This window comes from Brevundimonas bacteroides DSM 4726, from assembly GCF_000701445.1.
Classification (GTDB): domain Bacteria; phylum Pseudomonadota; class Alphaproteobacteria; order Caulobacterales; family Caulobacteraceae; genus Brevundimonas; species Brevundimonas bacteroides.
On the sequence record NZ_JNIX01000003.1, the window covers coordinates 49,253 to 71,855 of the forward strand.

The following is a 22,603-nucleotide window of genomic DNA, read 5'->3' on the forward strand; positions in this document are numbered from 1 at the left end:
GCGACTGACGACTTCAATTTGTCGCGAGGTTTGCGCGCCTGCCGACATTCAGGCCAGATCGAGCCCTGACAGGCCCTCAAAACCCGGCTCACCACCCAGGGCCGCAAGCTGATCGAAAGCCCCGATGATGTGGTAAAAGCTGGAGGCGGGCGCGCCTTCGTCGACGAAGGTCCCGTCCGGCAGGCGCTTGTCGCGCCACAGACCGTCCGGCGTCAGGTAATGCCATAGGGCCCGCAGCGCCGTTTCCGCGTCCGCGATCAGGGCCGTGCGCTCGCCGTCGCGCGACTGGTCGGCCAGCAGAAGAGCCGCTTTCAGCCACTCCGTCTGGGGCCAAAGTCGGGCACGGCCGCTGCGCAGGCTTCCGTCGTCGTTGAGCGCGTCCTGGGCGACGCCCAGGCGTTCCGAGACACCTTCGCGCCCCCGGGCATACAGGGTTCGCGCTCGCTCGATCAGCTCTGGGCGGCCCCGTGACAGGCCGTGTCGGGCCAGGAGCCAGGCCCACTCGAACTGATGGCCGGGCTCCACCAGACGCCCGTCCTCGCCGCCGGCCGGGTTCCAGTCGGCGTCGTAGAACTCGCGCAACCGACCCGACGCCGGATCGACGAAGCGGCGCTCGGCCAGATCGACGATGCGGTCTGAAAGGGCGGCCCATTCGCCGTCGCCCAGACCCTCCCATGCCGTGGAGGCCTCGAGCAGGTGCATCTGGGCGTTGGCCTGATAGGGATGCGACCCCGTCTCGGCGAAGCCCCCCTGGGGCAGGGCCGTCGCCAGCAGATGATCGCGCAGACGCATCGCGCGCGCCTCCAGATCGTCCCGATCCGCCCCCGCAGCCCTGGCCGAAGCCAGGCCCAGCAGCACGAAGGCGTGGTCATACAGATGGGCGGTCTCGTCCAGCGGCGTGCCGTCGCGGGCGACGAGCGCCCGGCTGGTGCCGTCATCGCGCAGGAACCGCGTGGTCAGGGCGTCCAGACCCGACCAGACGGCGCGCCGCCACGGCCCGGCCCAGCCCAGCCGCGCGGCGGTGGCGTAGACATGGACCTGGCGGGACTGCACCCGCGACCGGCCCGGCAGAGCCAGCGGTCGTCCGTCCAGCCCCAGGGCCTCGGCGAAGCCCGGGCCGTCCTCCAGACCGACGGTGGCCCACAGCGGCAGGGCCCGCAGCCTCAGCCAGTCGGCGAAGCGGCGCGCGCCCTGGGCCAGGGGCTCGACCGGTTCGGCGGCGAAATCCAGATGCCGGGGCGAGGCGGCGCGCACGCGCTCCACCACCCGCTTGACGTCCTGGGACCGGGCGAGGTCAGCGACCAGCACGGCATCGGGCTCCACCACGACCGCCAGGTTGCGCACGCCCAGCGCGGCGACCAGCACCCCGTCCGGCGCGCGGACCAGACAGCCGTCGGCATCTTCGAAGATGTGCTGGCCCACATCGCCTTCGCCCGACGCGGCGATGGCGTCCCAGGCCCCCATGTCGGACCAGACGAAGTCGACCGCGAGCACATCGGCCAGGGCCGTCTTCTCCATGACGGCGTAGTCGATCGAGATCTTGGGCGCGCCAGCGAAAGCGGTGCCCAGCGTCTGCACCGGCCCTGCGTCGGCGTCCGGCAGGGCGGCCTGGGCGGCGGCGAGCACGCCGGGCGCGCGGGCGGCCAGTTCGGCCATGAGGGTCCGCGCCGCGACCATGAAGTTGCCGCTGTTCCACAGGTAACCGGCGGCTATGTAGTCGGCGGCGGTCGAGGCGTCGGGCTTCTCGACGAAGGCGGCGACCGCTGACAGCTTCTCGCCCGTCGGACGGATATAGCCATAGGCCGAGGACGGGGCGTCGGGCCGCACGCCCAGGGTCACGATCCGGCCGCGTCCGGCGGCGATGGCGGCCTCGCGCACGGCGGCGCGAAAGGCCTCGTGGTCGGGCACATGGTGGTCCGAGGCGACGAAGGCGGCCACGCCTTCAGGGTCGGCGCGCGCGATCCAGGCGGCGGCGGCGGCCATAGCGGGGGCCGAATCGCGACCCTCCGGCTCCAGCAGCACCTGGGCCTCGACGCCGATCTCCTCCAGTTGATCGAGGATCCACTGGCGGTGGGCGATCCCGCCTACGACCAAAGCCCTCCCGCCGCCCTCGGCCAGCGGAGCCATGCGCTGGACCGCGTCCTGGAACAGGCTACGCGCATCCGACATCGGGATGAACTGCTTGGGACGCGACGGGCGCGACGCCGGCCACAGCCGGGTGCCGCCGCCGCCGCACAGGATCACGGGATAGAGCGCCATCGCCGCCTCTTATCCGGTTCGGCGGAAGGCTCAAACCATCCTCCCGCGACGCTTGCTTTCGTGACATCGCCGCCTTCCCTCGCTAGGGAGCCGCGCATGGACGAGACCGAACGGCAATCCGAGGAACGCGGCTGGGCGACGGCGAAGACCCTGGCCGAGGCCCTGCCCTATATCCAGGTCTATGATCGCGAGACCGTGGTCATCAAATACGGCGGCCATGCCATGGGCGAGGTCGCCGTCGCCAAGCAGTTCGCCGCCGACGTGGTGCTGCTGAAACTCATGGGCGTGAACCCGGTCGTGGTCCACGGCGGCGGGCCCCAGATCAGCGCCATGCTGACCAAGGCGGGGGTGAAGTCGAACTTCGTCGACGGCCTGCGCGTCACCGACGCCGACACCATGGCGGTCGCCGAGATGGTCCTGTCCGGCGCCGTCAACAAGGAGATCGCCCACTGGATCAGCGTCGCCGGCAAGGAGGCCGACGTGCGCGGCGTCGGCCTGTCGGGCAAGGACGCGGGCCTGCTGACCGTCGAGAAGACGACGCGGACGAAACGCGACCCCGACAGCCTGATCGAGCACGAGGTCGATCTCGGCTTCGTCGGCGAACCGACGAAGGTCGACCCCAAGCTGATCGCTGGCCTGATCGCGTCCGAGACCGACGACTGGGTGCCGGTCATCGCCCCGATCGGCGTCGCGGACGACGGCCAGACCTACAACGTCAACGCCGATACGGTTGCCGGGGCCGTCGCGGGCGCGCTGAACGCCAAGCGCATGCTGCTGCTGACCGACGTCAAGGGCGTGCTGGACAAGGACGGCCAGATCATCCGCCAGATGACGGTCGCCGAAGCTCAGGCCCTGATCGACGACGGCACGGCGTCCGGCGGAATGATCCCCAAGCTGCAGACGGCGATGGCGGCGGTTCGCGCGGGCGTCGAGGCCGTCGTCATCCTGGACGGGCGCCGCCCCCACGCCATGCTGGTCGAGCTGTTCTCCGAATACGGCGCCGGCACGCTGGTGAAGGCGTGAGCCTGGACCTGTCGCACATCGACGCCTGGATCTTCGATCTGGACGACACCCTTTATCCGCCCGAGCAGGGGGTGATGGGGTTGGTCCAGGCGCGGATCAACGCCTTCATGATCGACGCCGTCGGCCTGCCCGAGGCCGAGGCGCGGGTGATGCAACGCCAGTTCCTGGACGAGCACGGCACGACCCTGGCGGGCTTGATGGCCAACTACGCCGTCGATCCGGACAAATTCCTGCGCGAGGTCCACGACGTGCCGCTGGACAGCCTGGAGCCGAGCCCCCGCATGGCCGAGGCGCTCGCCCGCCTGCCCGGTCGCCGCTTCGTCCTGACCAACGGCGCGCGCTGCCACGCCATGCGCGTGCTGGAGCGGATCGGCATCACCGACCTGTTCGACGGCGTCTTCGCCATCGAGGACATGGACCTGACGCCCAAGCCCGCGCCGTCGACCTTCCGCCGGTTCCTGGATCGCTTCGGCATCGACCCGCACCGGGCGATCTTTTTCGAGGATACGCCGAAGAACCTCGAACCGGCCAAGGCGCTGGGCATGACCACCGTCCTGATCGCCACGGCCGAGCATCTGCAGAGCACGGGCCGCACCGGCGGCGACTGGATCGACGCGACCGCGCCTGATCTGCTTAGCTTCCTCGAACCCCTCGCCTTACGAGACGCCGCATGACCGACCACGCCGCTCTGGAAGCCGCCATCGAGGCCGCCTGGGACATCCGCACCGAGCTGACGCCCGCCACCCGGGGCGAGACCCGCGAGGCGGTCGAGACCGCGCTCGACCTGCTGGATTCGGGCCAGGCCCGCGTCGCCAGTCGCGGTGAAGACGGGACCTGGACCACGCACCAGTGGCTGAAGAAGGCGGTGCTGCTGTCCTTCCGGCTGAACGACAACGAGATCATACGCGGCGGCGACCGGGGCCTGTCCTCGCCGGCGCCGGGCGTCGGTCCCTGGTACGACAAGGTGCCCAACAAGTTCGGCGACTGGACCGCCAACGACTTCAAGGAAGCGGGTTTCCGCGCCGTGCCGGGCTCGATCGTCCGCAAGGGCGCCTTCATCGGCAAGAACGTCGTCCTGATGCCCAGCTTCGTGAACATCGGCGGCTACGTCGACGAGGGTTCCATGGTCGACGGCTGGGCCACGGTCGGCTCCTGCGCCCAGATCGGCAAGAACGTGCACCTGTCCGGCGGCGTCGGCATCGGCGGGGTGCTGGAGCCGCTCCAGGCCAATCCGACCATCATCGAGGATGACTGCTTCATCGGCGCGCGCTCCGAAGTCGTGGAGGGCGTGATCGTCCGCCAGGGCGCGGTTCTGGCCATGGGCGTCTACATCTCGGCCACGACCAAGATCGTCGACCGCGCGACCGGCGAGATCACGCGCGGCGAGGTTCCACCCTATGCGGTTGTGGCGCCGGGCGCCCTACCCGACCCGAACGGCGGGCCGTCGCTGTATTGCGCCGTCATCGTCAAGCGGGTGGACGCCCAGACCCGCTCCAAGACCGCGATCAACGAGCTGCTGCGCGACTGATCCCGATGGCCGATCGCCACTCAGACGACCCGCATCAGGGGTTCATCGGCCTCGTCGCCAGCCTGGCGGAGGCGTCCGGCCCCGACGGCCTGACCATCGGCCAGATCCGCGACCGGCTGGACGAGCGGGCGTTCGGCCTGATGATCCTGATCCTGGCCATCCCCTGCCTGGTGCCGGCGCTCTACGGCGTGCCCCAGATCGTGGGCGTGCCGATCCTGCTGCTCGCTGGCCAGATGCTGGCGGGCCGGGAGGAGCCCTGGCTGCCGGAAGGCGTGCTGAAGCGCACCGTGTCCAAATCCATGCTGGACCGGATGGCGGACTTCGCCGTCAAGCGCATGGGCTGGCTGGAGCGACTGTCGCGGCCCCGCTTGAAGATCTTCACCACCGGCATCGCCGAGCGGCTGGCGGCGCTGTTCATGATCCTGGCGACCGTCACCATCGTGCTCCCCATGACCAATACGGTCCCTTCGGTTGCGCTGGCGCTCCTGTCTGTCGGCCTGATCCAGAGGGACGGGCTGTTCGTGGCGGCGGGCGCGACTGTGGCCGTCGGCTGGGCGACCGCCATCGCCGTCGTGGCGGGGGGATTCTTCCTCGGCGCGGGCTGGGCCGTCGGCCTGATGGCGCGCTTCACGGGATAGGGCTAGGGTCGCCGACATGAGCCTCTATCGCCTGCTGACCCGCTGGTGGACCGCATTCGCGCTCGCGATCTCGCTGGCCATGCTGGGGTTCGCCCATTTCAGCGAGCGGGTGCTGGGGCTGGCCCCCTGCAACCTCTGCCTCAAGCAGCGGGAGGTCTACTGGGGCGCCGTCGCCATCGCCCTGATCGCCACCCTGTGGGCGCTGGTCAGCGGGTCGCGGCGAGGGTCGCCCCGCATCGCGGCCTTCCTGCTGGCCGCGGTCTTCGCGACCGGCGCGATCACGGCCGGGTTCCATTTCGGCGGCGAGATGAAATGGTGGGCCCTGCCCGCCCTGTGCGCCGGAGGCGGGGGCGCGGCCGATCTGGAGGCCCTGACGTCGCTGGCGCTCGGTGTCGGCGAGCCGCAGCGGGTGGTCATGTGCGACGCGGTGACGTGGCGCTTCCTCGGCCTGTCGATGGCAGGATGGAACGCCCTGATCTCGGCCGCATTGGCCGGGTTCAGCCTGATCGCCGCCAAGAGACCCAAGGATGCCCGAGCCCCACGGAACTGACCGCCGCATTCCCCTGCCCCGCCCGGGCCGGGGAGCCGTGCGAGCACGGCTGGCGGAGATCCTGCGCGTGGACCACGCCGGGGAGTTCGGGGCGGTCAGGATCTATGAGGCGCAGCAGCGGGTCTTCGCCAACGCGCCCGGCAAGGCCGACATCGCCGCCGACATGGCCGAGATGAAAGCCGGAGAGCAGGTCCACAAGGACCGGTTCGACGCCCTGTTGACCCAGCACCGGGTGCGGCCCACCGCGCTGCTGCCCCTGTGGTCGATCGCGGCGACGGGACTGGGGACCGTCACGGCCCTGATGGGCGAGAAGGCGGCCCATGCCTGTACCGAGGCGGTGGAGGCGGTGATCGAGCAGCACTATGCCGACCAGATCGAGGAGCTGAAGGACCGCGATCCGGACCTCGCCGCCGAACTGACGAAGTTCCGCGAGGAGGAGCTGGCCCACCACGACCACGCCATCGAGCACGGCAGCCGCGAGGCCCCGGCCTATCGCCTGCTGAGCGCCGTCATCCAGGCCGGCTGCAAGGTGGCCATCAAGGTGTCCGAGCGGGTCTGAGACCCGCCTACTTCTCCGCCGCGCGGTAGGGCAGATAGCCGCGCTCGACCATGCGGCGCAGGCCTTCGTAGGCCTCCGACAGCTCCTCATAGACCTGGCGCAGGGCCGCGAGGCGTTCGGCGTCGTGGGGGGCGACCGCGTGGCCCTGTTCGGTCAGGCGCAGCGCCTCGGCGATCCAGCGCGCGCGGGCCGACGCCGCCGCCACCGCCAGCCGCTGGAACGCCGCCGGCTCGGTGTGGCTGGCGCCCAGGCCCATGACCTGGGGGATGACCTCGCGGTTGGAGACGAAGGCGGTGTAGTCGATCTGCTCCAGATGGCCGCGCAGGCGCCGCTGCTCCTGCGGATCGGCGTCCGAAGGCTCGAAGTGGTCCCTTCGGCTGCGCGTCATGGCCGTCATCATCGTGCCCATGGCGGTCTCCCGGACGAAATCCAGACTCCGATGCTGCGCCCCATGGGTTAATGGGGGCTTTCGCCCGATCCGGACGGCGGCGCCGGGTCCGAGGCGTCCACGGCATGCAGGGAGTGCAAGGAGTCCACGGAGTCCATGGAGTCCACGGAGTCCATGCCGTCGCGATCGTCCGGATGGGTCGGCGCATAGGGCCAGGGCTGCTCGTCGCGCTCGAAGGCGCGGGCCTGCTCCTCCTCGATGAAGCGCTCCAGCTCATCGGCCTCGTCAAGCATCAGGGCCTGGACCTTGTGCCAGCGGAGCACCTCGCCGGCGTCGCCCCGGATCACGGCGCGGGTCAGCCGGCCCCAGGCCACGCGCGCCAGGTCGCCCGGCTCGATCTGGTGAAGGTCCCCGCCGACGCGCTCCACCAGGATGCGGCCCTCGTCCCAGGGATCGCGGTCGGCGACGGGCGGGAGCCACGGCTGATCGGCGCGCCGCCACCCCTCGCGCGCGGCGCGTACCCTGAGCGCCGACAGGCTGACGCCATGACGCCGGGCGCAGTCCGGCCCCGACAGCCCGGCCAGATAGTCGGCCCGGACCTCCTTCCAAACCGCCTCCGGCGCGATGCGCACCCCCCGTGTCGGCGCCGTCAAACCCTGATCCATGATCCCCTCCGCGAAAGCCGCCATTGTAAGCGAGCCCCGGACCGCGTTCGCGATATCGCGCTTCGTCAGGAACGGGCGTTGATTGGATTGGGGAAATCGGCGCGTCGTTGGATGATTGAGCGGAACAGGGCCTTCTCCCCTTGCGAGAGAAGGTGGCCCGGAGGGCCGGATGAGGGGTGAAACACCGCTCTGTTCGCTGTGCCTCCGAACCAACCCCGGTATCCGCGTTTTCGTACCCCTCATCCGACCTCGCTGCGCTCGGCCACCCCTCCTCGGTCGCGATGCGACCTTCGTCGACCCGCAAGGGGAGAAGGATGCAGTTTCGCTACCCTGCGCCCATATCCCTCCCCACCCCCTCGGAGCCCCCGCCATGACCCGCACCCTGAAGATCGACTTCGTCTCGGACGTGGTCTGCCCCTGGTGCGTGGTGGGGCTGGGCGGGCTGGAGGGGGCGCTGGAGCGGCTGAGGGGCGAAGGCATTCAGGCCGAGGTGACGTTCCAGCCGTTCGAGCTGAACCCCGGCATGGCGCCCGAGGGCGAGAATGTCGGCGAGCATATCGCGAAGAAATATGGCTCCACGCCCGAGCAGTCGGCGGCGAACCGGGCGATGATCACCGAACGCGCCGCCGAGGCATGGGACGGCTTTCAGATGCGGATGGGGCCGGACAGCCGCATCTGGAACACGTTTGACGCCCACCGCCTGCTGCACTGGGCCGGGACGGTGGGGGCGGCCCCCCAGAGGGCGCTGAAGGAGGCGTTGTTCCGGGCGCATTTCACCGAGAACCGGTCGCTGGCGGATGCGGATGTGCTGGCCGATGCGGCGGCGGCCGCGGGTCTGGACGGGGACAAGGCCGTCGAGGTCCTGGCCGACGACCTGTTCGCCGCCGAGGTGCGGGCCGAGGAACAGCTGTGGCGCGCCCGGGGGATCAACGCGGTCCCGGCGGTGGTGGTGGAGGGGAAGTACCTGATCAGCGGCGGCCAGCCGGCGGCGGTTTTCGAAGAGGCGTTGCGGCGGATCGCGGGGGAGGGGTGAGGCACCGTTCAAAAGTTATGCAGCTTTGGAAAGCTGCGCACCGAACGGATCGAAGACATTCAGAAGGAGCGCTTCGATGTGACCCGCAACAGTGGCGTTGCCTAGTTTCAGTTGGGAGGGATGCCCGCAGTCGTTTCGCAAATCCAAGCAACGCTTCAGGGCCTTTTTCTGACTACTGTCGATAGCCGAAATTCTAAACAAGGAATCCAGAAATAGGCTCTCTTTCGAGATATCCCTTAGGTCCGAAAGCCCCATGGCAGGCTTTTTCAAAACGCCGTGGGCTATCGCGTCGGCATTGAAAATCGGCCAAATGTTTTTGAAACACGTAGTCCTGAAGTACCGAAACGGCGCCAGTCCAAGCCATGATTATTGCGGCTCGGCGACAACCAGATTTTGCACACTCCACGGCCTCTAGAACGAAGCTCCTAGTTTCGTGCGACGATAAACTGCGAGCATGAGCTTCAAGCGCCGCCATATCTCGATCAGTGCTGGTGTTCGTATTCTCGGGCTCCGATAATTCGAGGGCGAACTCTTCCTCGAGAGCTGCATATGCGGAGGCGCGTATGCGAAACGAACTGCCGGCCGAATTCTTGAGCAGACGGCGATCTGCGATCAATCGTTGTCTTAGTCGGGTAATATTGGGAGACGAGATGCCTTCCGAGTGGAAGAAGGTTCTGATCTCTGCCGTCGAAATCTCGATCTGATCCTGGAACTTCGCGTTCCACCAAATGAAGGCCACGGCTGCGTCCGCCTCAGTAAGACGCCGGGACACCACGAGTTTGGTCAGCTCTGTTATTTTCATTCTAGGCCCCCTTCTTCGGAGGCAGATTCTCGTCGACGAAGTCTCGTCCGACAAATTTCATAGAGAATAGCTTTCCCTCCTTTGCCACCCAATTGTCAGTTGCCATTCGTCCAAGGACAACATCAAGTGCTTTTGGAAGGGGCTTTATGCCGCCTAGGCGCATGAGCGTATAAATTTCATTGTAATCAAAGCCGGGTCGTCCAAGTAGTTCCTCGCCCTTCATCATCGCAACAGCTACTTGATGATTTTGCTCGACGGGAGCTTTATCCCTAACAAATTCGCGGAGGGCTCGTTCTTTGTCCTCGGACAAGTCCAGCTTCACCGGCTCAAAACTTCCGATACGGCCTGGCCGACCCGACGAACCTCCCGGCGTCCGGTTGCTCTTCTGCCGCTTCTCTCCGGCGACCGATTCGGTCTTTGGTGCAGAGGGCGCGGTGATCTGCTCTTCCCGATTGGCCGGCTGGGTTCTGGGCGGCGGGACCGCGTCCTGGTTTCCAAGTCGCGTCGCGACGGCTATTTCCTTTGCCTTATCAGCAACATGTGCAAAATTCCCAGCCGATGACTCGATCTCGATCGTGCCATCCAAGATATTCATCCTGAGAGAAACGCGGTCCGTATCGGCGCTCATTTGGGAATCTCCATCGCCCATGTAGCTCCATATATCCCAAAACAGCAGTCTGCGCAAAAGCAGAGGCTAAGGGAATCCACGCAAGTCTGTTGCCATTCATGGGCTGTCTTGCGGATTGTTCTCTCCACGTTCTGCGTATTGGCAAACGTGAATAGGTAATGAGCGGCCTTCAGGTGGCTGAAAAAGCGCCAAAAAGGATGGCTCCGACGCTCAATACGAGAGAGATCAACCCGAGCCAGAACGACAGGACGCCTAGCTTGGTGGCGGAGGAATATGTGGGATCGGTTGCGTTCCATCCCCAGCCAAGTTGGTCCAAGAATCCCGCTTCGTTAAGCTTGAATTCGTGCGTTTGGCCGTATGTCACGCCCAAGCGCTGACGCACTGCCTCATCCAGGAGGATTTTGCCCTCCGCCTTTCCCAAGCCCCGCAACACTGCGTAGGCGTGGGAACCACCGGTTCGGATTTTGTGGATACGTCCAGTGCGCAGGCCACTCCGATCCGCCTCCGCGATGCGGATCACATCTTTGTAGACATCCTCGCTGCGCGCGCTTCGGACGAGGAGTTGGACGGTTACGGTTGCCATAACGCGGATCTCCAATGGTCTCTAACCACTGGCGCGATAGTAGAGTCTTGTCGACCCCTAGACCTTCACCTCCACCACCCCGCCCCCGGCGCGGAACTTCTCGCTCATCTCGCGCATCCCCGCCTCGGCCTCCGCGTCCTCCAGCGAGCCACCCGCGTCGTTCTGGGCCTGGGCGTCGCGGCGGATGTCCTGGCTGATCTTCATCGAGCAGAACTTGGGGCCGCACATGCTGCAGAAGTGGGCGGTCTTGTGGGCCTCCTTGGGCAGGGTCTCGTCGTGGTATTGGCGGGCCGTCTCGGGGTCGAGGCCGAGGTTGAACTGGTCTTCCCAGCGGAACTCGAACCGGGCGCGCGACAGGGCGTCGTCGTGGGCCCTCGCCGCGGGATGCCCCTTGGCCAGGTCGGCGGCGTGGGCGGCGATCTTGTAGGTGATGACGCCGTCCTTGACGTCCTGACGGTCGGGCAGGCCCAGGTGCTCCTTGGGCGTGACGTAGCAGAGCATGGCCGTGCCGAACCAGCCGATCATGGCCGCGCCGATCGCGCTGGTGATGTGGTCATAGCCCGGCGCGATGTCGGTGGTCAGGGGCCCCAGCGTATAGAAGGGCGCCTCGTGGCAGTGCTTCAGCTGCTCGTCCATGTTCTGCTTGATCTTGTGCATCGGCACATGGCCGGGGCCCTCGATCATGACCTGGCAGCCGTGGTCCCAGGCGACCTTGGTCAGCTCGCCGAGCGTGCGCAGCTCGGCGAACTGGGCCGCGTCGTTGGCGTCGGCGATGGAGCCGGGGCGCAGACCGTCGCCGAGGCTGAAGGAGACGTCGTAGGCGCGCAGGATCTCGCAGATCTCGTCGAAGCGCTCGTACAGGAAGCTCTCCTTGTGATGGGCCAGGCACCACTTGGCCATGATGGAGCCGCCGCGCGAGACGATGCCGGTGACGCGGTTGGCCGTCAGCGGCACGAAGGGCAGGCGCACGCCCGCGTGGATGGTGAAATAGTCCACGCCCTGCTCGGCCTGTTCGATCAGGGTGTCGGCGAAGAGGTCGAACGTCAGGTCCTCGGCCACGCCCCCGACCTTCTCCAGCGCCTGATAGATGGGGACGGTGCCGATGGGGACGCTGGAGTTGCGGATGATCCAGTCGCGGATGTTGTGGATGTTGCGACCGGTCGACAGGTCCATGACGTTGTCGGCGCCCCAGCGGGTGGCCCAGACCAGCTTGTCGACCTCGTCGTCGACGGTCGACAGGACGGCGGAGTTGCCGATGTTGGCGTTGATCTTCACCAGGAAGTTGCGGCCGATGATCATCGGCTCGACCTCGGGGTGGTTGATGTTGTGCGGGATGATGGCGCGGCCGCGCGCGATCTCCTGACGCACGAACTCGGGCGTGACGAAGTCGGGGATGGCGGCGCCGAAATCCTCGCCGTCGCGGGCATTTTTGGTTGCGCTATCGCCTTCGGCTACTTGAGCGCGGGAGGGCGCGGACTGCTCGCGGCGCAGGTTCTCGCGGATGGCGACGTATTCCATCTCGGGCGTGATGATGCCGGCCCGCGCGTATTCCAGCTGGGTCACCGGGCGGCCGGGGACGCCCTTGAAGACCCGGTGGCGCGAGGTGTCGAAGCGGGGGGCGAGGTTCTTGCCGCTGGCGTGGCCGTTGTCCTCGGGCTTGACCTCGCGCGGGGCGGCGACGGGAGCGATGTCGCCGCGATCCAGCTGCCAGCTGGATTTGACGTGGGGCAGGCCGCGCGTGATGTCGATGGTGACGTCCGGGTCGGTGTAGGGGCCGGAGCTGTCGTAGATCGTGACCGGCGGCTCGTTGGCCGAGGGGTGGACGGCGACCTCGCGGAAGGGGACGCGGATGTCGGGGAAGAGCTCGCCGGAGACGTAGACCTTGCGGCTGCCGGCGCGGGGGCCAGTGGGGATGGCGCCGGTCTCCTTCATCACGGCCTCGCGGGCGTCCTTGAGCGACAGGGTGCTCTCCGGCTCGTGCGGCAAGGCTGTTTGGCTATCGCTCGCGACGCGGTCGCTCGCTGCTTGAGCCGAGGGCGTGACGTGGATGTTCATGGCGGCCTCTGTGCTTGTCAGAGGGTCGCGCCGACGTCGGGCGAGGGTCCTGTGGCGTGGACCAGCGTCTCATCCCTTCGCCGGCATGACCCGGATCAGGTTCGGCCGGTCAGGCGATCACGCCAATCTCAGCGGCTCGGGCGCCGCCCCCGGGAGAACGGGCGGAGCATAGGCCGAGGCGGGAGGCTTGGAAACCTTTCGCGGGCGCGGGGCGAAATCCGGGGCTAGGCTGAGGGCCAGTGCCTTAAGGAGACCCGCCATGCGATCCGAACCCTTCGACTTCGACTGCGCAGATGGGCGGCGGGTGCGCGGGCGGCTGGATCGGCCGGACGGGCAGGCAAGGGCCTATGCCCTGTTCGCCCACTGCTTCACCTGCGGAAAGGACAATCTGGCGGCGACACGGATCGCCCGGGCGCTGGCGGCCGAGGGGGTCGGCACGCTGAGGATCGACTTCGCCGGGATCGGCGAGGCGGGCATGGCCCCCATGCCGGCGGGCTTCACCGTGGACGTCGGCGACCTGGTCGAGGCGGCGGGGCATATGGCGCGGAACGGCTGTGCGCCGGGCCTGCTGATCGGCCACAGCCTGGGCGGGGCGGCGGCGATCGCGGCGGCGGGCGACATCGACAGCGTCAAGGCCGTGGCGGTGATCGGCGCGCCGTTCGACGTGGATCATGTGCTGAAGCTCTTGGGGCCGGGCGCCGAGGGGCTGATGCACGGGGAGACCCATGAGGCGGTCGTCGGCGGGCGGGCGGTGTCGGTGGGGGCAGGCTTCGCCGAGGACCTGAAGGCGCAGGACCAGAAGACGCGGCTGGCGAACCTGAAGCGGGCGCTGCTGATCCTGCATTCGCCGGTCGATCAGGTGGTGGGGGTGGAGGAGGCCAGCGCCATCTTCATGGCGGCGAAACACCCCAAGAGCTTCTGCTCGCTGGACAAGGCCGACCATCTGCTGAGCCGACCGGAAGACGCCGCCTATGCCGCGACGGTGATCGCGGCCTGGGCCAGCCGCTATGTCGGGGACATGACGACGCCGGAGACGGCGCCCACCTCGGACGGGGTGGTGAGGGTCAGCGAGACCGGCGCCGGCAAGTTCCAGGCTCGGGTCGAGGCGGGTGGGGCCATGCTGCTGGCCGACGAGCCGGTGTCGGTGGGCGGACTGGCCAGCGGGCCGACACCCTATGAGCTGGTGGCGGCGGGGCTCGGGGCCTGCACCGTCATGACGCTGAGGCTCTATGCCGACAAGAAGGGCCTGCCGCTGGAGCGCGCCTCGGTCGAGGTGCGCCATGAGAAGCAGCCGGGGCAGACGCCACCGGATGTGTTCGAGCGGACCCTGAAGCTGGAGGGAACCTTCGATGAGGACCAACGCGCGCGCATGTTCGAGATCGCCGACAAGTGCCCGGTGCATCGCACCCTGGAGGGCGGGGCGCGGGTGGTGACGCGGGCCGACGCGCCCGCCATGCCCGCCCCCGGCGAGGAAGAGCACTTTCAGGAGATGGAGGACGTCTGCCGCTAGTAGAGGCCTCAGCCGCCGATGACATTTGAAGCGGTGACTCATTTCTGTACTGAGTACGGTACCGGACATTGTCGTTTGGAATCATGATCTTGATGCAACCACTTTTCTGATTGGGCATTGCTCCGTCGAGATTGAGCGGCGAGGATGTTCTGCATGGGCCTGGAGCGGCTGGTCTATGAAAGTACGGCGACAGGGTCGACGAACTCCTTGGGCAACCTCGCGGTGATCCTGGCGGAGTCCCACCGCAACAATGCCCGCGACGGTCTTTCGGGGGCGCTTGCCGCGCATGCCGATCGCTACATCCAGGCAATCGAAGGTCCTCGCGCAGCGCTCGACGCCTTGCTTCGACGGCTTGAGGACGATCCAAGGCATCGCGATCTGCGGCTGCTGGACCGTTTCACGACCGATCACCGCATGTTCGAGGGCTGGACCATGGCCAACGCTCGTGTGACGCCAGCGCTGGAGCGGTTGCTCGACACCATGATGGCGCGGGACGTTCCGTCGCCGTCCTGGATCCTGATGGCCCTGCGCGAGGCGGTGGCCACCGCACCCGACATCGAGTGCCGGCGGCGTCAGGCCGGGTAGGCCAGGCGTCCGTCGTTGGTCGGGCGCGCGCCGGCCCGACGACCCCAGGGGAATCCTCGCCCAAACCTGCCAGCGGAAAATGGAGCATGCCCCTCGCCTGGGCTGGCCTCCGGCGATGAAGCCCTCCAAAAAGACGTTGAGCCGGTTCGGTCGCTGGATCATCACGCAGGGCTGGTGTCGGATGCGGCTGACAAAGCGGCTCGGGGGACACGGGGACGCCGATGACGCAGCACTGGGACTTCCTGATCGATCGCGCGGATCTGGCCCGCGTCGAGGTGCGCCCTCTCCCGGAGCCAGACTCGACGGTCCTGGCAGACGGGGAGGTGCTGCTGGACGTCGAGCGGTTCGCCCTGACGGCCAACAACATCACATACGGGGTCTATGGCGACCGTCTCGGCTATTGGCGGTTCTTCCCGGAGGACGACACCTGGGGCCGGATTCCGGTCTGGGGGTTCGCCACGGTGCGGCGCTCGACCGTCGAGACGATCCCGGTTGGCACGCGTCTGTTCGGCTATCTGCCGATGGCCAGCCACTGGGTCACGCGGCTGGAGCGGCGACCCTGGGGCGTGGTGGACGTGTCGCCCCACAGGGCCGAGTTGCCGGCCGCCTACAACGCTCTGGTGGAGGCCGCGTCCGGTCCTCTGGATGACCAGATCGCCCTGCTGCGGCCGCTGTTCCTGACCGCCTTCCTGCTGGATGACTATTTCGCCGAGAACGCGGACTTCGGCGCCCAGACCTTCATCCTGTCCAGCGCCTCCAGCAAGACCGCGCTCGGCCTCGGCTGGCTGCTGGCCCGGCGCGGCGTGCGGGTGATCGGCCTGACCTCGGCCCGCAACGCCGCCTTCGTCGAAGGCGTCGGCTGCTATTCGGAAGCCCGGACCTATGAGGCTCTGGCCGATCGGCCGATCGAGGGACAGGTGGTCTTCGTCGACTTCGCCGGGGCCCCCGAGGTGGTGGCGGCGGTCCATCACACGCTCGGCGACCGTCTGGTCCACAGCGCCGTCGTGGGCAGCACCCACCAGACCGACGGCCCCGTCGGCCCGGGCCGCCTGCCCGGCCCGCGCCCGACCTTCTTCTTCGCCCCGGACCGGCTGAAACTACGGTCAAGGGACTGGGGCGGCGAGATGCTGAACAGCCGGATCCAGACGGCGCTGGAGGCCTTCATTGCCGCCAACGGCTGGCTTGAGGTCTCGACCCATGCAGGGCCCGCCGCGCTCGAGGGCGTGTATCAGATGGTGCTCTCGGGCCAAGCCCGCCCGGAAGACGGGCACATGGTGACGCCGGGCTGAACCGGCCCTCCCCTGGCACGGGTCGGAGCGGCTCCCGCTGGAAAATGCGGCCTCAGTCCGGATAGACCTCCAGCATGCGGTCGATCGCCGCTTCGATGCGCGTCCACCCCGCCGCGTCCAACACGACGCCTGCGAACCGTTTTCGGGTGAGCGCGCCAAGGGCGAGATGCTGGATCGCCGCCAGAAAGACCGCATTGAGAGCCACCACATCCACGCCCTGAGGCAGGGGCAGGTCGGGCCGCCGAGACGCCGTCCACCGCTGAAGCACGGCCGCGCGCTGGGCCTCCATGCGTCGCAGGAGCGGCGTGTCCTCGGCCAGCTCCCAAACGAGAAGCCGCAGGATCAGCGGGTTGGCCCGCAACGCCGCCAGATAGCCTGTCAGCATCTCGCGGGCGAAGTCGCGGTAGGAAGAGGCTTTCGTGGCGGGCTGAGCCGCGAGTGTCTCGCCCAGCCAAAGATCCAGCCGACCGGCCAGCCGCTCGACCACGCCGTCGACGCCGTCGAAGTAGCGGTAGATCAGCTTGCGATCCACGCCGGCCTCGGTCGCCAGGGTGTTGACGTTCAGCCCACTCCAGCCGCCGCGCAGAAGCAGCCGTTCGGCGGCGGCGACGATGGCGGCCTCCGTGGCGGAGCGGTCCCGGGACCGCCCGGGCGACTCAGATGCGCTTGACATGTCTCAACTATGAGACATACAGATTTGTCTCACAAGTGGGACATACCAGGGGCCGGCCATGAATATCGATGCGACGCGAGGCGCTGGTCTGGCGATGACGGCCTTCGCCCTGGCGGTGAATGTCCCGTTCGTCCTGCTGATGGACCGGTTCGGCTATGACGACGTGCTGAGGGAGCCGCCGCTTCAGGTGCTGGCGGCGTTTCGCGCGGGCGGGCCCGAGCTGATCCTGATCTGGCTGGCGTTCGCGGTGTGCGCGTTCGCCTTCCTCTGGGTTTCGACCTGGACGGGCGAGGCGGTTCGGGCGGGCGGCGGACGCTGGCCCGCCTGGGCCGCGGCGGCCGGTGCGGCCTCAGGCGTCGCCCAAGCCGTCGGGCTCTCGCGCTGGGTGTTCGTGGTGCCGGGTCTGGCCGACAGGGCGCTGGACGGATCGGCGACCGAGAGCGCCGTCGCGGTGGGCACCTATCAGGCGCTGCATCAGTTCGCGGGCGTCGCGATCGGGGAATCGCTGGGCCAGACGCTCCTGGCGGCCTGGACACTGGCCGTCGGCCTGGCGCTGGCGCGCGGCCCCCTGGCGCGGGGCGTGTGGACTCGCCTGCTGGGGCTCGCCGCCCTGATGCTCGCGCCGCTCTGGATCGTGGGTCAGGTCGAACTGCTCGCCACCGTCGACCCCGCCTTCCCCGATCTGCAAATCACCCAGTGGGTCTTCACAGCGTGGCTGGGATGGCTTCTGGCGCTGGGCATGACCTGGCTCGTGCAAGGGAACACGACGTGATCGATGCGATCCGACGACACCCATCTCGGTCCCGTCCGCATGACGGCCCCCGCCGCCCGCCCGGTTTGACGGATTTCCGGCCCTCATGCGTGATATCCCTGATCTCCCACCCAAGACGGATCGCCATGAGGCGGACTGTTCAAGCCCTCGGACTGATCGGCGCCCTCGCGATCGCCGGAACGACGCTCGCCGCCTGTTCCGGGGGCGGAGGCGGTGGAGGGGGTTCATCGCCGCCCCCCCAGCCCCCGGCGCCGCCACCCCCTCCGCCCCCACCGCCGCCACCCGCCGTGTCGGTGGAACGCGAGCTGTCGCCAACGACAGCGAACCCGGCCGTCGCGACCAACACCGCCGCCCATTTCGTCGTGACCCCCAATCCGGCGGTCGCGGCCCAGAACCGTCTTTTCGTCATGCTGCCCGGAAGCGGAGCCATCCCCCGCTTCTATCGGGAGGTCGTCCGTACCGGGGCCTCTCGCGGCTATCACGCCATCGGCCTGACCTATCCCAACGACACGGCGGTGTTCGATCTGTGCGCGCCCAGCCCCGACCCAGACTGCGCCGGCAAGGCCCGGCGCGAGATCCTGACCGGCGCGGACCTGAGCCCGGTGGTCAGCGTCAACCGCGACGACTCCATCATCGGGCGGCTGGAGGACCTGATCCGCCATCTGGACCGGACCTTTCCAACCGAGGGCTGGGGTCGGGTGCTGGCTTCGGGCCAGCTGGACTGGAGTCGCATCACCATGGCCGGTCATTCCCAGGGAGCAGGCCACGCGGCCTATCTCGGCAAGCTGTTCTCGCTCGACCGGACCGTCATGTTCTCAGGCCCGTCCGATGTGGGCCTGACGCCGACGACGCTGGCACCCTGGCTCAGCCTGCCCAACGTCACGCCCGCCGGCCGACAGTTCGGCTTTACCCACACCGGCGATGAGCTGGTGCCTCTGGCCCTCGTCAGCCAGAACTGGACCTTGCTGGGCCTGTCGGAGTTCGGGCCAAACACATCCGTCGATGGGGCGGCGGCGCCCTACGGCCTTTCAAGGCGGCTGGTGACGAGCGTCGCGCCCAACCCCAGCCCTCCCGGCACGGTTCCGCAGCCGCGGCATTCCTCGCCCGTGGTGGATGCCGTCACGCCGCTGGATGCCCAGGGCGCGCCGCTTTATCGGCCGGTCTGGACCTACCTCGCCTTCCCCTGAGGCGAGGTAGGCCTAGCGGAGCAGGCCCTCGATGGCGGCGCGGGCGGCCTCGCCCAGGTCCGGCCGCTTGAGCGCCAGGGCGACATTGGCGCGAAGCAGCCCGATCTTGTCGCCGCAGTCGTGGGTCACGCCGGAATACTGGACCGCCGTGAAGGTCTGGTCGGCCATCAGCCGCGCCATGCCGTCGGTCAGCTGTATCTCGCCACCCGCGCCCCGTTCCTGTCGTTCCAATATGCCGAAGATCTCCGGCTGCAGGATGTAGCGACCCGAGATGGACAGGTTCGAGGGCGCCGTGCCCTGCGCCGGCTTTTCGACCATGCCCTTCATGCGGATGCGGTCGCCCTCGCGGCCGTCGGGGTCGACGATGCCGTACTTGTGCGTCTCGCTCTCGGGCACGGCCTCCACCCCGATGACGTTGCCGCCCAGCTCCTCATAGGCCCCGACCAACTGCTTCAGCGCGCCGGGCTCGGCGTCGACGATGACGTCAGGCAGCAGGACTGCGAACGGCTCGTCGCCGACGATATCGCGTGCGCACCAAACGGCGTGGCCCAGGCCCAGCGGCTGCATCTGGCGGGTGAAGCTCATCTCCCCGGCGGTGGCCAGTTCGGCGTTCATCATCTCCAGGATCTCGGTCTTGCCCTTGGCCGCCAGCTGGGCCTCCAGCTCGATCTGGTGATCGAAATAGTCCTCGATCGCCTGCTTGGCCCGCCCGGTGACGAAGACGATGTGCTCGATCCCGGCCTCCCTCGCCTCCTCGACGATGTAGCTCAGGATCGGCCGGTCCACGACGTTCAGCAGCTCCTTGGGCGTGGTCTTGGTGCCGGGCAGCACGCGGGTGCCCAGGCCCGCGACAGGCAGCACCGCCTTGCGAAGTCGGCGGGGTCGAGTGGTCATGCAGAGGTCCTGAAACAGCGGCCCGAAAGAACAGCGGGGTCCCAGCCTAACGCATGATTTGGCCAAACGCGCCCCCGTTAACCACCGTCGCTCCCCCGTCACGCGAAGACGGCATGGTCATTGCGGCTTTGTGGGCGAGCCGTGCCGTTCTGGCACAGCCCGTGACAACAAGGGGAATGGGGCCATGGCCACCGACATCGACCTCCACCTGGGCCGCCGCCTGCGCCGTCGTCGTCGCCTTCTGGGCCTGACGCAACAACAGCTCGCGGTCCAGGTCGGCATCCGCTTCCAGCAGATCCAGAAATACGAATGCGGCGCCAACCGCATCTCCGCCGCCCGCCTGTGGCAGCTGGCCGAGGCCCTGGAGACGCCGATCAGCTACTTCTACGACGGCCTGACCGAGGCGCTCGAAAAGAAGGACAGCCCCGGCCCCCAGGGCGGCGAGATGTTCAGCCGCAAGGAGACGCTGGACCTGATCCAGGCCTACTACCAGCTGGGAGAGCGCCCGCGCCGTCGCCTGCTGGACCTGGCCAAATCGCTGCACGCGGACGGCGAACAGGCGGCCTGACGCGCAAAGGGCCGCCTCGTTTCCGAAGCGGCCCTTCTTGAACTCTAGCTGTCCAGGAAGCTGCGCAGCTTGCGGCTCCGGCTAGGATGCTTGAGCTTTCTCAGCGCCTTGGCCTCGATCTGGCGGATGCGTTCGCGGGTGACCGAGAACTGCTGGCCGACCTCTTCAAGCGTATGGTCGGTGTTCATGCCGATGCCGAAGCGCATGCGCAGCACGCGCTCCTCGCGCGGCGTCAGCGACGCCAGCACCCGCGTGGTGGTCTCGCGCAGGTTGGACTGGATGGCCGCGTCGATCGGCAGGATCGCGTTCTTGTCCTCGATGAAGTCGCCCAAGTGCGAATCTTCCTCGTCACCAATGGGCGTTTCGAGGCTGATCGGCTCCTTGGCGATCTTCAGGACCTTGCGCACCTTCTCCAGCGGCATGGCCAGCTTTTCGGCCAGCTCCTCCGGGGTCGGCTCGCGGCCAATCTCGTGCAGCATCTGGCGGCTGGTCCGCACGATCTTGTTGATCGTCTCGATCATGTGGACCGGGATGCGGATGGTGCGCGCCTGATCCGCAATCGAGCGGGTGATGGCCTGACGGATCCACCAGGTGGCATAGGTCGAGAACTTGTAGCCGCGGCGGTACTCGAACTTGTCGACCGCCTTCATCAGGCCGATGTTGCCCTCCTGGATCAGGTCCAGGAACTGCAGGCCGCGGTTCGTGTACTTCTTGGCGATCGAGATCACGAGGCGCAGATTGGCCTCGACCATCTCCTTCTTGGCCTGACGGGCCTCGCGCTCGCCCTTCTGCACCGTCTGGACGATGCGGCGATAGTCGTCGATCGGCAGGCCGGCCTCGGTCGCCACGGCCGCCACGTCGGCGCGGATCTGGGCGATCTGGGCCGCCTGGTCGTCACTGAACTTGGTCCAGCGCACGCCCATGTCCTTGACCCGCTCGGCCCAGGTGGGGTCGAGTTCGGAGCCGAAGTAGGCCTTCAGGAACTCCGGCCGCGAGATGCCATAGCTGTCGGCCATGCGCAGAAGCCGGCCTTCCAGACCGATCAGCCGCTTGTTGATGGCGTACAGCTGCTCGACCAGGGCCTCGATGCGGTTGTTGTTCAGCTTCAGCGTCTTCAGCCGGCCCGAGATGGCCTGGCTCAGGGCGTCATGAGTCTTGCGATCCTTGGCCGACAGGTCCTCGCCCCTCAGCCGGCTCTCGACCAGCTTCTCCTGGAGCTTCCTGAAGGCGTCGAAGTCGGCGGCGATGGCGTCCAGCGTCTCCATGACACCGTCGCGCAGCTCGGCTTCCAGCGCCGAGATCGACATGCCGCCGCCGTCGTCGAAGTCCTCGTCGTCCTCGTCGCCCTCTGGCTTGTCGCCGCCGCCTTCGCCCGCGTCCTCGGTGTCCTCGCGGGGAGGAACCGGCTGGCCGGGGATGGGGGGCTGGGGCTGGTTGTGCGGCAGGGACGCGGGGTTGATGACGCCGTAGGTGGCGTCCAGGTCGATGACCTCGCGCAGCAGGATGCGGTTGTTGGCCAGTTCGTCGCGCCACACCATGATGGCCTCGAACGTCAGCGCGCTCTCGCACAGACCCGAGATCATCGCGTCGCGGCCGGCCTCGATGCGCTTGGCGATGGCGATCTCGCCCTCGCGGCTCAGCAGCTCGACCGAGCCCATCTCGCGCAGATACATCCGCACCGGGTCGTCGGTGCGATCATAGGTCGGCTTGGCGTTCTCGTCGGAGACGGCGGTCTCGGCCTTCTCGGCGAGCTCGCCGCCGGAGGATTCCGCCGCGTCCTCCTCGGCCTCGACGACGTTGACGCCCATCTCCGACAGCATGGCGAGCGTGTCTTCGATCGCGTCGGGCGTGACCTCTTCGGACGGCAGGACCTTGTTCAGCTCCTCCATCGTCACATAGCCGCGGGCCTTGGCCTGCTTGATGAATTTCTTGACCCCGGCGTCGGTCAGGTCGAGCAGGGGGCCGTCGGATTGGACTTCGGGTTCCTGCGTCTCGGTCTGGGCGCTCATATAGGCCTATCGTCTCCGTCCGGGGTGCGGTTCCACCCTCGGCAAAATTGCAACAGTCGTGCCGAAATAGGACGGTTTCCGCGCCGCCCCCGTCAGGAAGCCGCCGCGTCGTCCCAGATCGCCCCGGTCTTGATGGCTCGTCGCAACGCATCTCGCTCGGACTTCAGACGACTGAAGGCCGAGGCGTCGAAAGCGGTATCCGCCCCCGACTTCGCTGACGCCAGCGCCGCGTCCAGACCCGCCAGACGGGTCAGGGCCGCGAAGCCTTGCGACCACCGGACCCTTGCTTCGGCGAGGGGCGCACTTGCGGCCAGGAAAGGCGCGCCGGACTTCGCCGCCGCCTTCTCGACCTCGCGCACGAGAGCATCGTGTCCGGAACCGGCGAGATGGCGACGCAGGCCCGCG

Annotated in this window: 24 protein-coding genes and 1 riboswitch; of the genes, 13 read left to right on the plus strand and 11 right to left on the minus strand. The window is 67.8% G+C overall.

Annotated elements, in window-relative coordinates; all coding sequences use genetic code 11:
- Nucleotides 1–48: 48 nt before the first annotated feature.
- On the minus strand, nucleotides 49–2,259 hold the full coding sequence (locus Q333_RS0101300) for an AGE family epimerase/isomerase (protein WP_029414940.1): 2,211 nt from the start codon (nucleotides 2,257–2,259) through the stop codon (nucleotides 49–51).
- A 96-nt stretch (nucleotides 2,260–2,355) separates the two neighbouring features.
- Between Q333_RS0101300 and argB the strand changes: the two genes are divergently transcribed.
- Genes argB through Q333_RS0101330 form a run of 6 tightly spaced genes read left to right on the plus strand, consistent with a single transcriptional unit; the run spans nucleotide 2,356 to nucleotide 6,557 of the window.
- Nucleotides 2,356–3,282 (plus strand): acetylglutamate kinase, encoded by a 927-nt coding sequence (gene argB, locus Q333_RS0101305; RefSeq protein ID WP_029414941.1) that lies wholly within the window; start codon nucleotides 2,356–2,358, stop codon nucleotides 3,280–3,282.
- Nucleotides 3,279–3,956, plus strand: a complete 678-nt coding sequence (locus Q333_RS0101310; protein ID WP_029414942.1) for a pyrimidine 5'-nucleotidase — start codon at nucleotides 3,279–3,281, stop codon at nucleotides 3,954–3,956. The genes argB and Q333_RS0101310 overlap by 4 nt, the downstream gene beginning before the upstream one ends.
- On the plus strand, nucleotides 3,953–4,810 hold the full coding sequence (dapD, locus tag Q333_RS0101315; RefSeq protein ID WP_029414943.1) for a 2,3,4,5-tetrahydropyridine-2,6-dicarboxylate N-succinyltransferase: 858 nt from the start codon (nucleotides 3,953–3,955) through the stop codon (nucleotides 4,808–4,810). The genes Q333_RS0101310 and dapD overlap by 4 nt, the downstream gene beginning before the upstream one ends.
- Before the next feature lie 5 nt (nucleotides 4,811–4,815).
- Nucleotides 4,816–5,448 (plus strand): exopolysaccharide biosynthesis protein, encoded by a 633-nt coding sequence (locus Q333_RS0101320; RefSeq protein WP_029414944.1) that lies wholly within the window; start codon nucleotides 4,816–4,818, stop codon nucleotides 5,446–5,448.
- A 16-nt stretch (nucleotides 5,449–5,464) separates the two neighbouring features.
- Nucleotides 5,465–5,998 (plus strand): disulfide bond formation protein B, encoded by a 534-nt coding sequence (locus tag Q333_RS0101325; protein WP_029414945.1) that lies wholly within the window; start codon nucleotides 5,465–5,467, stop codon nucleotides 5,996–5,998.
- Nucleotides 5,976–6,557 (plus strand): demethoxyubiquinone hydroxylase family protein, encoded by a 582-nt coding sequence (locus Q333_RS0101330; protein WP_029414946.1) that lies wholly within the window; start codon nucleotides 5,976–5,978, stop codon nucleotides 6,555–6,557. The genes Q333_RS0101325 and Q333_RS0101330 overlap by 23 nt, the downstream gene beginning before the upstream one ends.
- Before the next feature lie 7 nt (nucleotides 6,558–6,564).
- On the opposite strand, the gene Q333_RS0101335 is transcribed toward Q333_RS0101330, so the two are convergent.
- Entirely contained in the window at nucleotides 6,565–6,966 is a 402-nt protein-coding gene (locus tag Q333_RS0101335) for a hypothetical protein (protein WP_029414947.1), read from the minus strand.
- Nucleotides 6,967–7,013: 47 nt separating this feature from the next.
- Nucleotides 7,014–7,610 carry a hypothetical protein gene (locus Q333_RS0101340; RefSeq protein WP_157072324.1) on the minus strand — a complete coding sequence of 199 codons (597 nt, stop codon included), beginning with the start codon at nucleotides 7,608–7,610 and terminating at the stop codon, nucleotides 7,014–7,016.
- A 370-nt stretch (nucleotides 7,611–7,980) separates the two neighbouring features.
- Here Q333_RS0101340 and Q333_RS0101345 point away from each other — a divergent pair, with 370 nt between their 5' ends.
- Nucleotides 7,981–8,643, plus strand: a complete 663-nt coding sequence (locus Q333_RS0101345) for a DsbA family oxidoreductase (RefSeq protein ID WP_029414949.1) — start codon at nucleotides 7,981–7,983, stop codon at nucleotides 8,641–8,643.
- A gap of 193 nt (nucleotides 8,644–8,836) precedes the next feature.
- On the opposite strand, the gene Q333_RS17510 is transcribed toward Q333_RS0101345, so the two are convergent.
- The 4 genes from Q333_RS17510 to thiC all read right to left on the minus strand — a co-directional run bounded on the left by Q333_RS17510 (nucleotide 8,837) and on the right by thiC (nucleotide 12,588).
- Nucleotides 8,837–9,445, minus strand: coding sequence for a hypothetical protein (locus Q333_RS17510; protein WP_157072325.1), 609 nt, complete (start codon nucleotides 9,443–9,445; stop codon nucleotides 8,837–8,839).
- Nucleotide 9,446: 1 nt separating this feature from the next.
- Nucleotides 9,447–10,073: a hypothetical protein gene (locus Q333_RS17515; protein ID WP_157072326.1), complete on the minus strand. Its 627-nt coding sequence runs from the start codon at nucleotides 10,071–10,073 to the stop codon at nucleotides 9,447–9,449.
- Nucleotides 10,074–10,242: 169 nt separating this feature from the next.
- Nucleotides 10,243–10,656, minus strand: a complete 414-nt coding sequence (locus Q333_RS0101350) for a hypothetical protein (RefSeq protein ID WP_029414950.1) — start codon at nucleotides 10,654–10,656, stop codon at nucleotides 10,243–10,245.
- Nucleotides 10,657–10,713: 57 nt separating this feature from the next.
- The gene (thiC, locus tag Q333_RS0101355) at nucleotides 10,714–12,588 is read right to left on the minus strand and encodes a phosphomethylpyrimidine synthase ThiC (RefSeq protein WP_029414951.1); all 1,875 of its coding nucleotides are present in this window, start codon (nucleotides 12,586–12,588) and stop codon (nucleotides 10,714–10,716) included.
- Nucleotides 12,589–12,766: 178 nt separating this feature from the next.
- A riboswitch (TPP riboswitch) is annotated at nucleotides 12,767–12,873 on the minus strand.
- A gap of 97 nt (nucleotides 12,874–12,970) precedes the next feature.
- Here thiC and Q333_RS0101360 point away from each other — a divergent pair.
- The 3 genes from Q333_RS0101360 (at nucleotide 12,971) to Q333_RS0101370 (ending at nucleotide 16,095) form a co-directional block, all read left to right on the plus strand.
- Nucleotides 12,971–14,221, plus strand: coding sequence for a bifunctional alpha/beta hydrolase/OsmC family protein (locus Q333_RS0101360; protein ID WP_035293514.1), 1,251 nt, complete (start codon nucleotides 12,971–12,973; stop codon nucleotides 14,219–14,221).
- A 144-nt stretch (nucleotides 14,222–14,365) separates the two neighbouring features.
- Nucleotides 14,366–14,806: a BLUF domain-containing protein gene (locus Q333_RS0101365; protein ID WP_157072327.1), complete on the plus strand. Its 441-nt coding sequence runs from the start codon at nucleotides 14,366–14,368 to the stop codon at nucleotides 14,804–14,806.
- Nucleotides 14,807–15,027: 221 nt separating this feature from the next.
- A complete protein-coding gene (locus Q333_RS0101370) occupies nucleotides 15,028–16,095 on the plus strand; it encodes a DUF2855 family protein (protein WP_029414954.1) in 1,068 nt (355 codons plus the stop codon).
- A gap of 52 nt (nucleotides 16,096–16,147) precedes the next feature.
- Here Q333_RS0101370 and Q333_RS0101375 read toward each other — a convergent pair whose 3' ends face one another.
- Nucleotides 16,148–16,768, minus strand: a complete 621-nt coding sequence (locus tag Q333_RS0101375) for a TetR/AcrR family transcriptional regulator (protein ID WP_029414955.1) — start codon at nucleotides 16,766–16,768, stop codon at nucleotides 16,148–16,150.
- 58 nt (nucleotides 16,769–16,826) lie between these two features.
- On the opposite strand from Q333_RS0101375, the gene Q333_RS0101380 reads away from it, so the two are divergent.
- Both Q333_RS0101380 and Q333_RS0101385 read left to right on the plus strand, forming a co-directional pair.
- Nucleotides 16,827–17,540: a DUF4386 family protein gene (locus Q333_RS0101380; RefSeq protein WP_029414956.1), complete on the plus strand. Its 714-nt coding sequence runs from the start codon at nucleotides 16,827–16,829 to the stop codon at nucleotides 17,538–17,540.
- Nucleotides 17,541–17,827: 287 nt separating this feature from the next.
- Nucleotides 17,828–18,727 carry a BPSS1187 family protein gene (locus Q333_RS0101385; RefSeq protein WP_029414957.1) on the plus strand — a complete coding sequence of 300 codons (900 nt, stop codon included), beginning with the start codon at nucleotides 17,828–17,830 and terminating at the stop codon, nucleotides 18,725–18,727.
- Nucleotides 18,728–18,739: 12 nt separating this feature from the next.
- Here Q333_RS0101385 and galU read toward each other — a convergent pair whose 3' ends face one another.
- Complete coding sequence (gene galU / locus Q333_RS0101390) at nucleotides 18,740–19,621, minus strand: UTP--glucose-1-phosphate uridylyltransferase GalU (RefSeq protein WP_029414958.1); 882 nt, start codon at nucleotides 19,619–19,621, stop codon at nucleotides 18,740–18,742.
- Nucleotides 19,622–19,805: 184 nt separating this feature from the next.
- Between galU and Q333_RS0101395 the strand changes: the two genes are divergently transcribed.
- The gene (locus Q333_RS0101395; RefSeq protein ID WP_029414959.1) at nucleotides 19,806–20,189 is read left to right on the plus strand and encodes a helix-turn-helix domain-containing protein; all 384 of its coding nucleotides are present in this window, start codon (nucleotides 19,806–19,808) and stop codon (nucleotides 20,187–20,189) included.
- 44 nt (nucleotides 20,190–20,233) lie between these two features.
- Here the strand turns inward: Q333_RS0101395 and rpoD are convergent, their stop codons facing one another.
- Both rpoD and Q333_RS0101405 read right to left on the minus strand, forming a co-directional pair.
- Nucleotides 20,234–22,198, minus strand: a complete 1,965-nt coding sequence (gene rpoD / locus Q333_RS0101400) for an RNA polymerase sigma factor RpoD (protein ID WP_029414960.1) — start codon at nucleotides 22,196–22,198, stop codon at nucleotides 20,234–20,236.
- Nucleotides 22,199–22,290: 92 nt separating this feature from the next.
- Nucleotides 22,291–22,557: a hypothetical protein gene (locus Q333_RS0101405; protein WP_245591449.1), complete on the minus strand. Its 267-nt coding sequence runs from the start codon at nucleotides 22,555–22,557 to the stop codon at nucleotides 22,291–22,293.
- Nucleotides 22,558–22,603: the final 46 nt, after the last annotated feature.

Excerpts from the sequence above, each read along its gene's own strand:
- Q333_RS0101330 (WP_029414946.1), top strand. The coding sequence starts at position 5,976 with ATGCCCGAGCCCCACGGAACTGACCGCCGCATTCCCCTGCCCCGCCCG.
- Q333_RS0101320 (WP_029414944.1), top strand. The coding sequence starts at position 4,816 with ATGGCCGATCGCCACTCAGACGACCCGCATCAGGGGTTCATCGGCCTC.
- Q333_RS0101350 (WP_029414950.1), bottom strand. The coding sequence starts at position 10,656 with ATGGCAACCGTAACCGTCCAACTCCTCGTCCGAAGCGCGCGCAGCGAG.
- dapD (WP_029414943.1), top strand. The coding sequence starts at position 3,953 with ATGACCGACCACGCCGCTCTGGAAGCCGCCATCGAGGCCGCCTGGGAC.
- Q333_RS0101335 (WP_029414947.1), bottom strand. The coding sequence starts at position 6,966 with ATGGGCACGATGATGACGGCCATGACGCGCAGCCGAAGGGACCACTTC.
- Q333_RS0101380 (WP_029414956.1), top strand. The coding sequence starts at position 16,827 with ATGAATATCGATGCGACGCGAGGCGCTGGTCTGGCGATGACGGCCTTC.
- argB (WP_029414941.1), top strand. The coding sequence starts at position 2,356 with ATGGACGAGACCGAACGGCAATCCGAGGAACGCGGCTGGGCGACGGCG.
- Q333_RS0101360 (WP_035293514.1), top strand. The coding sequence starts at position 12,971 with ATGCGATCCGAACCCTTCGACTTCGACTGCGCAGATGGGCGGCGGGTG.
- thiC (WP_029414951.1), bottom strand. The coding sequence starts at position 12,588 with ATGAAGGAGACCGGCGCCATCCCCACTGGCCCCCGCGCCGGCAGCCGC.
- Q333_RS0101325 (WP_029414945.1), top strand. The coding sequence starts at position 5,465 with ATGAGCCTCTATCGCCTGCTGACCCGCTGGTGGACCGCATTCGCGCTC.
- galU (WP_029414958.1), bottom strand. The coding sequence starts at position 19,621 with ATGACCACTCGACCCCGCCGACTTCGCAAGGCGGTGCTGCCTGTCGCG.
- Q333_RS0101345 (WP_029414949.1), top strand. The coding sequence starts at position 7,981 with ATGACCCGCACCCTGAAGATCGACTTCGTCTCGGACGTGGTCTGCCCC.
- Q333_RS0101375 (WP_029414955.1), bottom strand. The coding sequence starts at position 16,768 with ATGTCAAGCGCATCTGAGTCGCCCGGGCGGTCCCGGGACCGCTCCGCC.
- rpoD (WP_029414960.1), bottom strand. The coding sequence starts at position 22,198 with ATGAGCGCCCAGACCGAGACGCAGGAACCCGAAGTCCAATCCGACGGC.
- Q333_RS0101340 (WP_157072324.1), bottom strand. The coding sequence starts at position 7,610 with ATGGATCAGGGTTTGACGGCGCCGACACGGGGGGTGCGCATCGCGCCG.
- Q333_RS17510 (WP_157072325.1), bottom strand. The coding sequence starts at position 9,445 with ATGAAAATAACAGAGCTGACCAAACTCGTGGTGTCCCGGCGTCTTACT.
- Q333_RS0101395 (WP_029414959.1), top strand. The coding sequence starts at position 19,806 with ATGGCCACCGACATCGACCTCCACCTGGGCCGCCGCCTGCGCCGTCGT.
- Q333_RS0101300 (WP_029414940.1), bottom strand. The coding sequence starts at position 2,259 with ATGGCGCTCTATCCCGTGATCCTGTGCGGCGGCGGCGGCACCCGGCTG.
- Q333_RS17515 (WP_157072326.1), bottom strand. The coding sequence starts at position 10,073 with ATGAGCGCCGATACGGACCGCGTTTCTCTCAGGATGAATATCTTGGAT.
- Q333_RS0101365 (WP_157072327.1), top strand. The coding sequence starts at position 14,366 with ATGTTCTGCATGGGCCTGGAGCGGCTGGTCTATGAAAGTACGGCGACA.
- Q333_RS0101370 (WP_029414954.1), top strand. The coding sequence starts at position 15,028 with ATGACGCAGCACTGGGACTTCCTGATCGATCGCGCGGATCTGGCCCGC.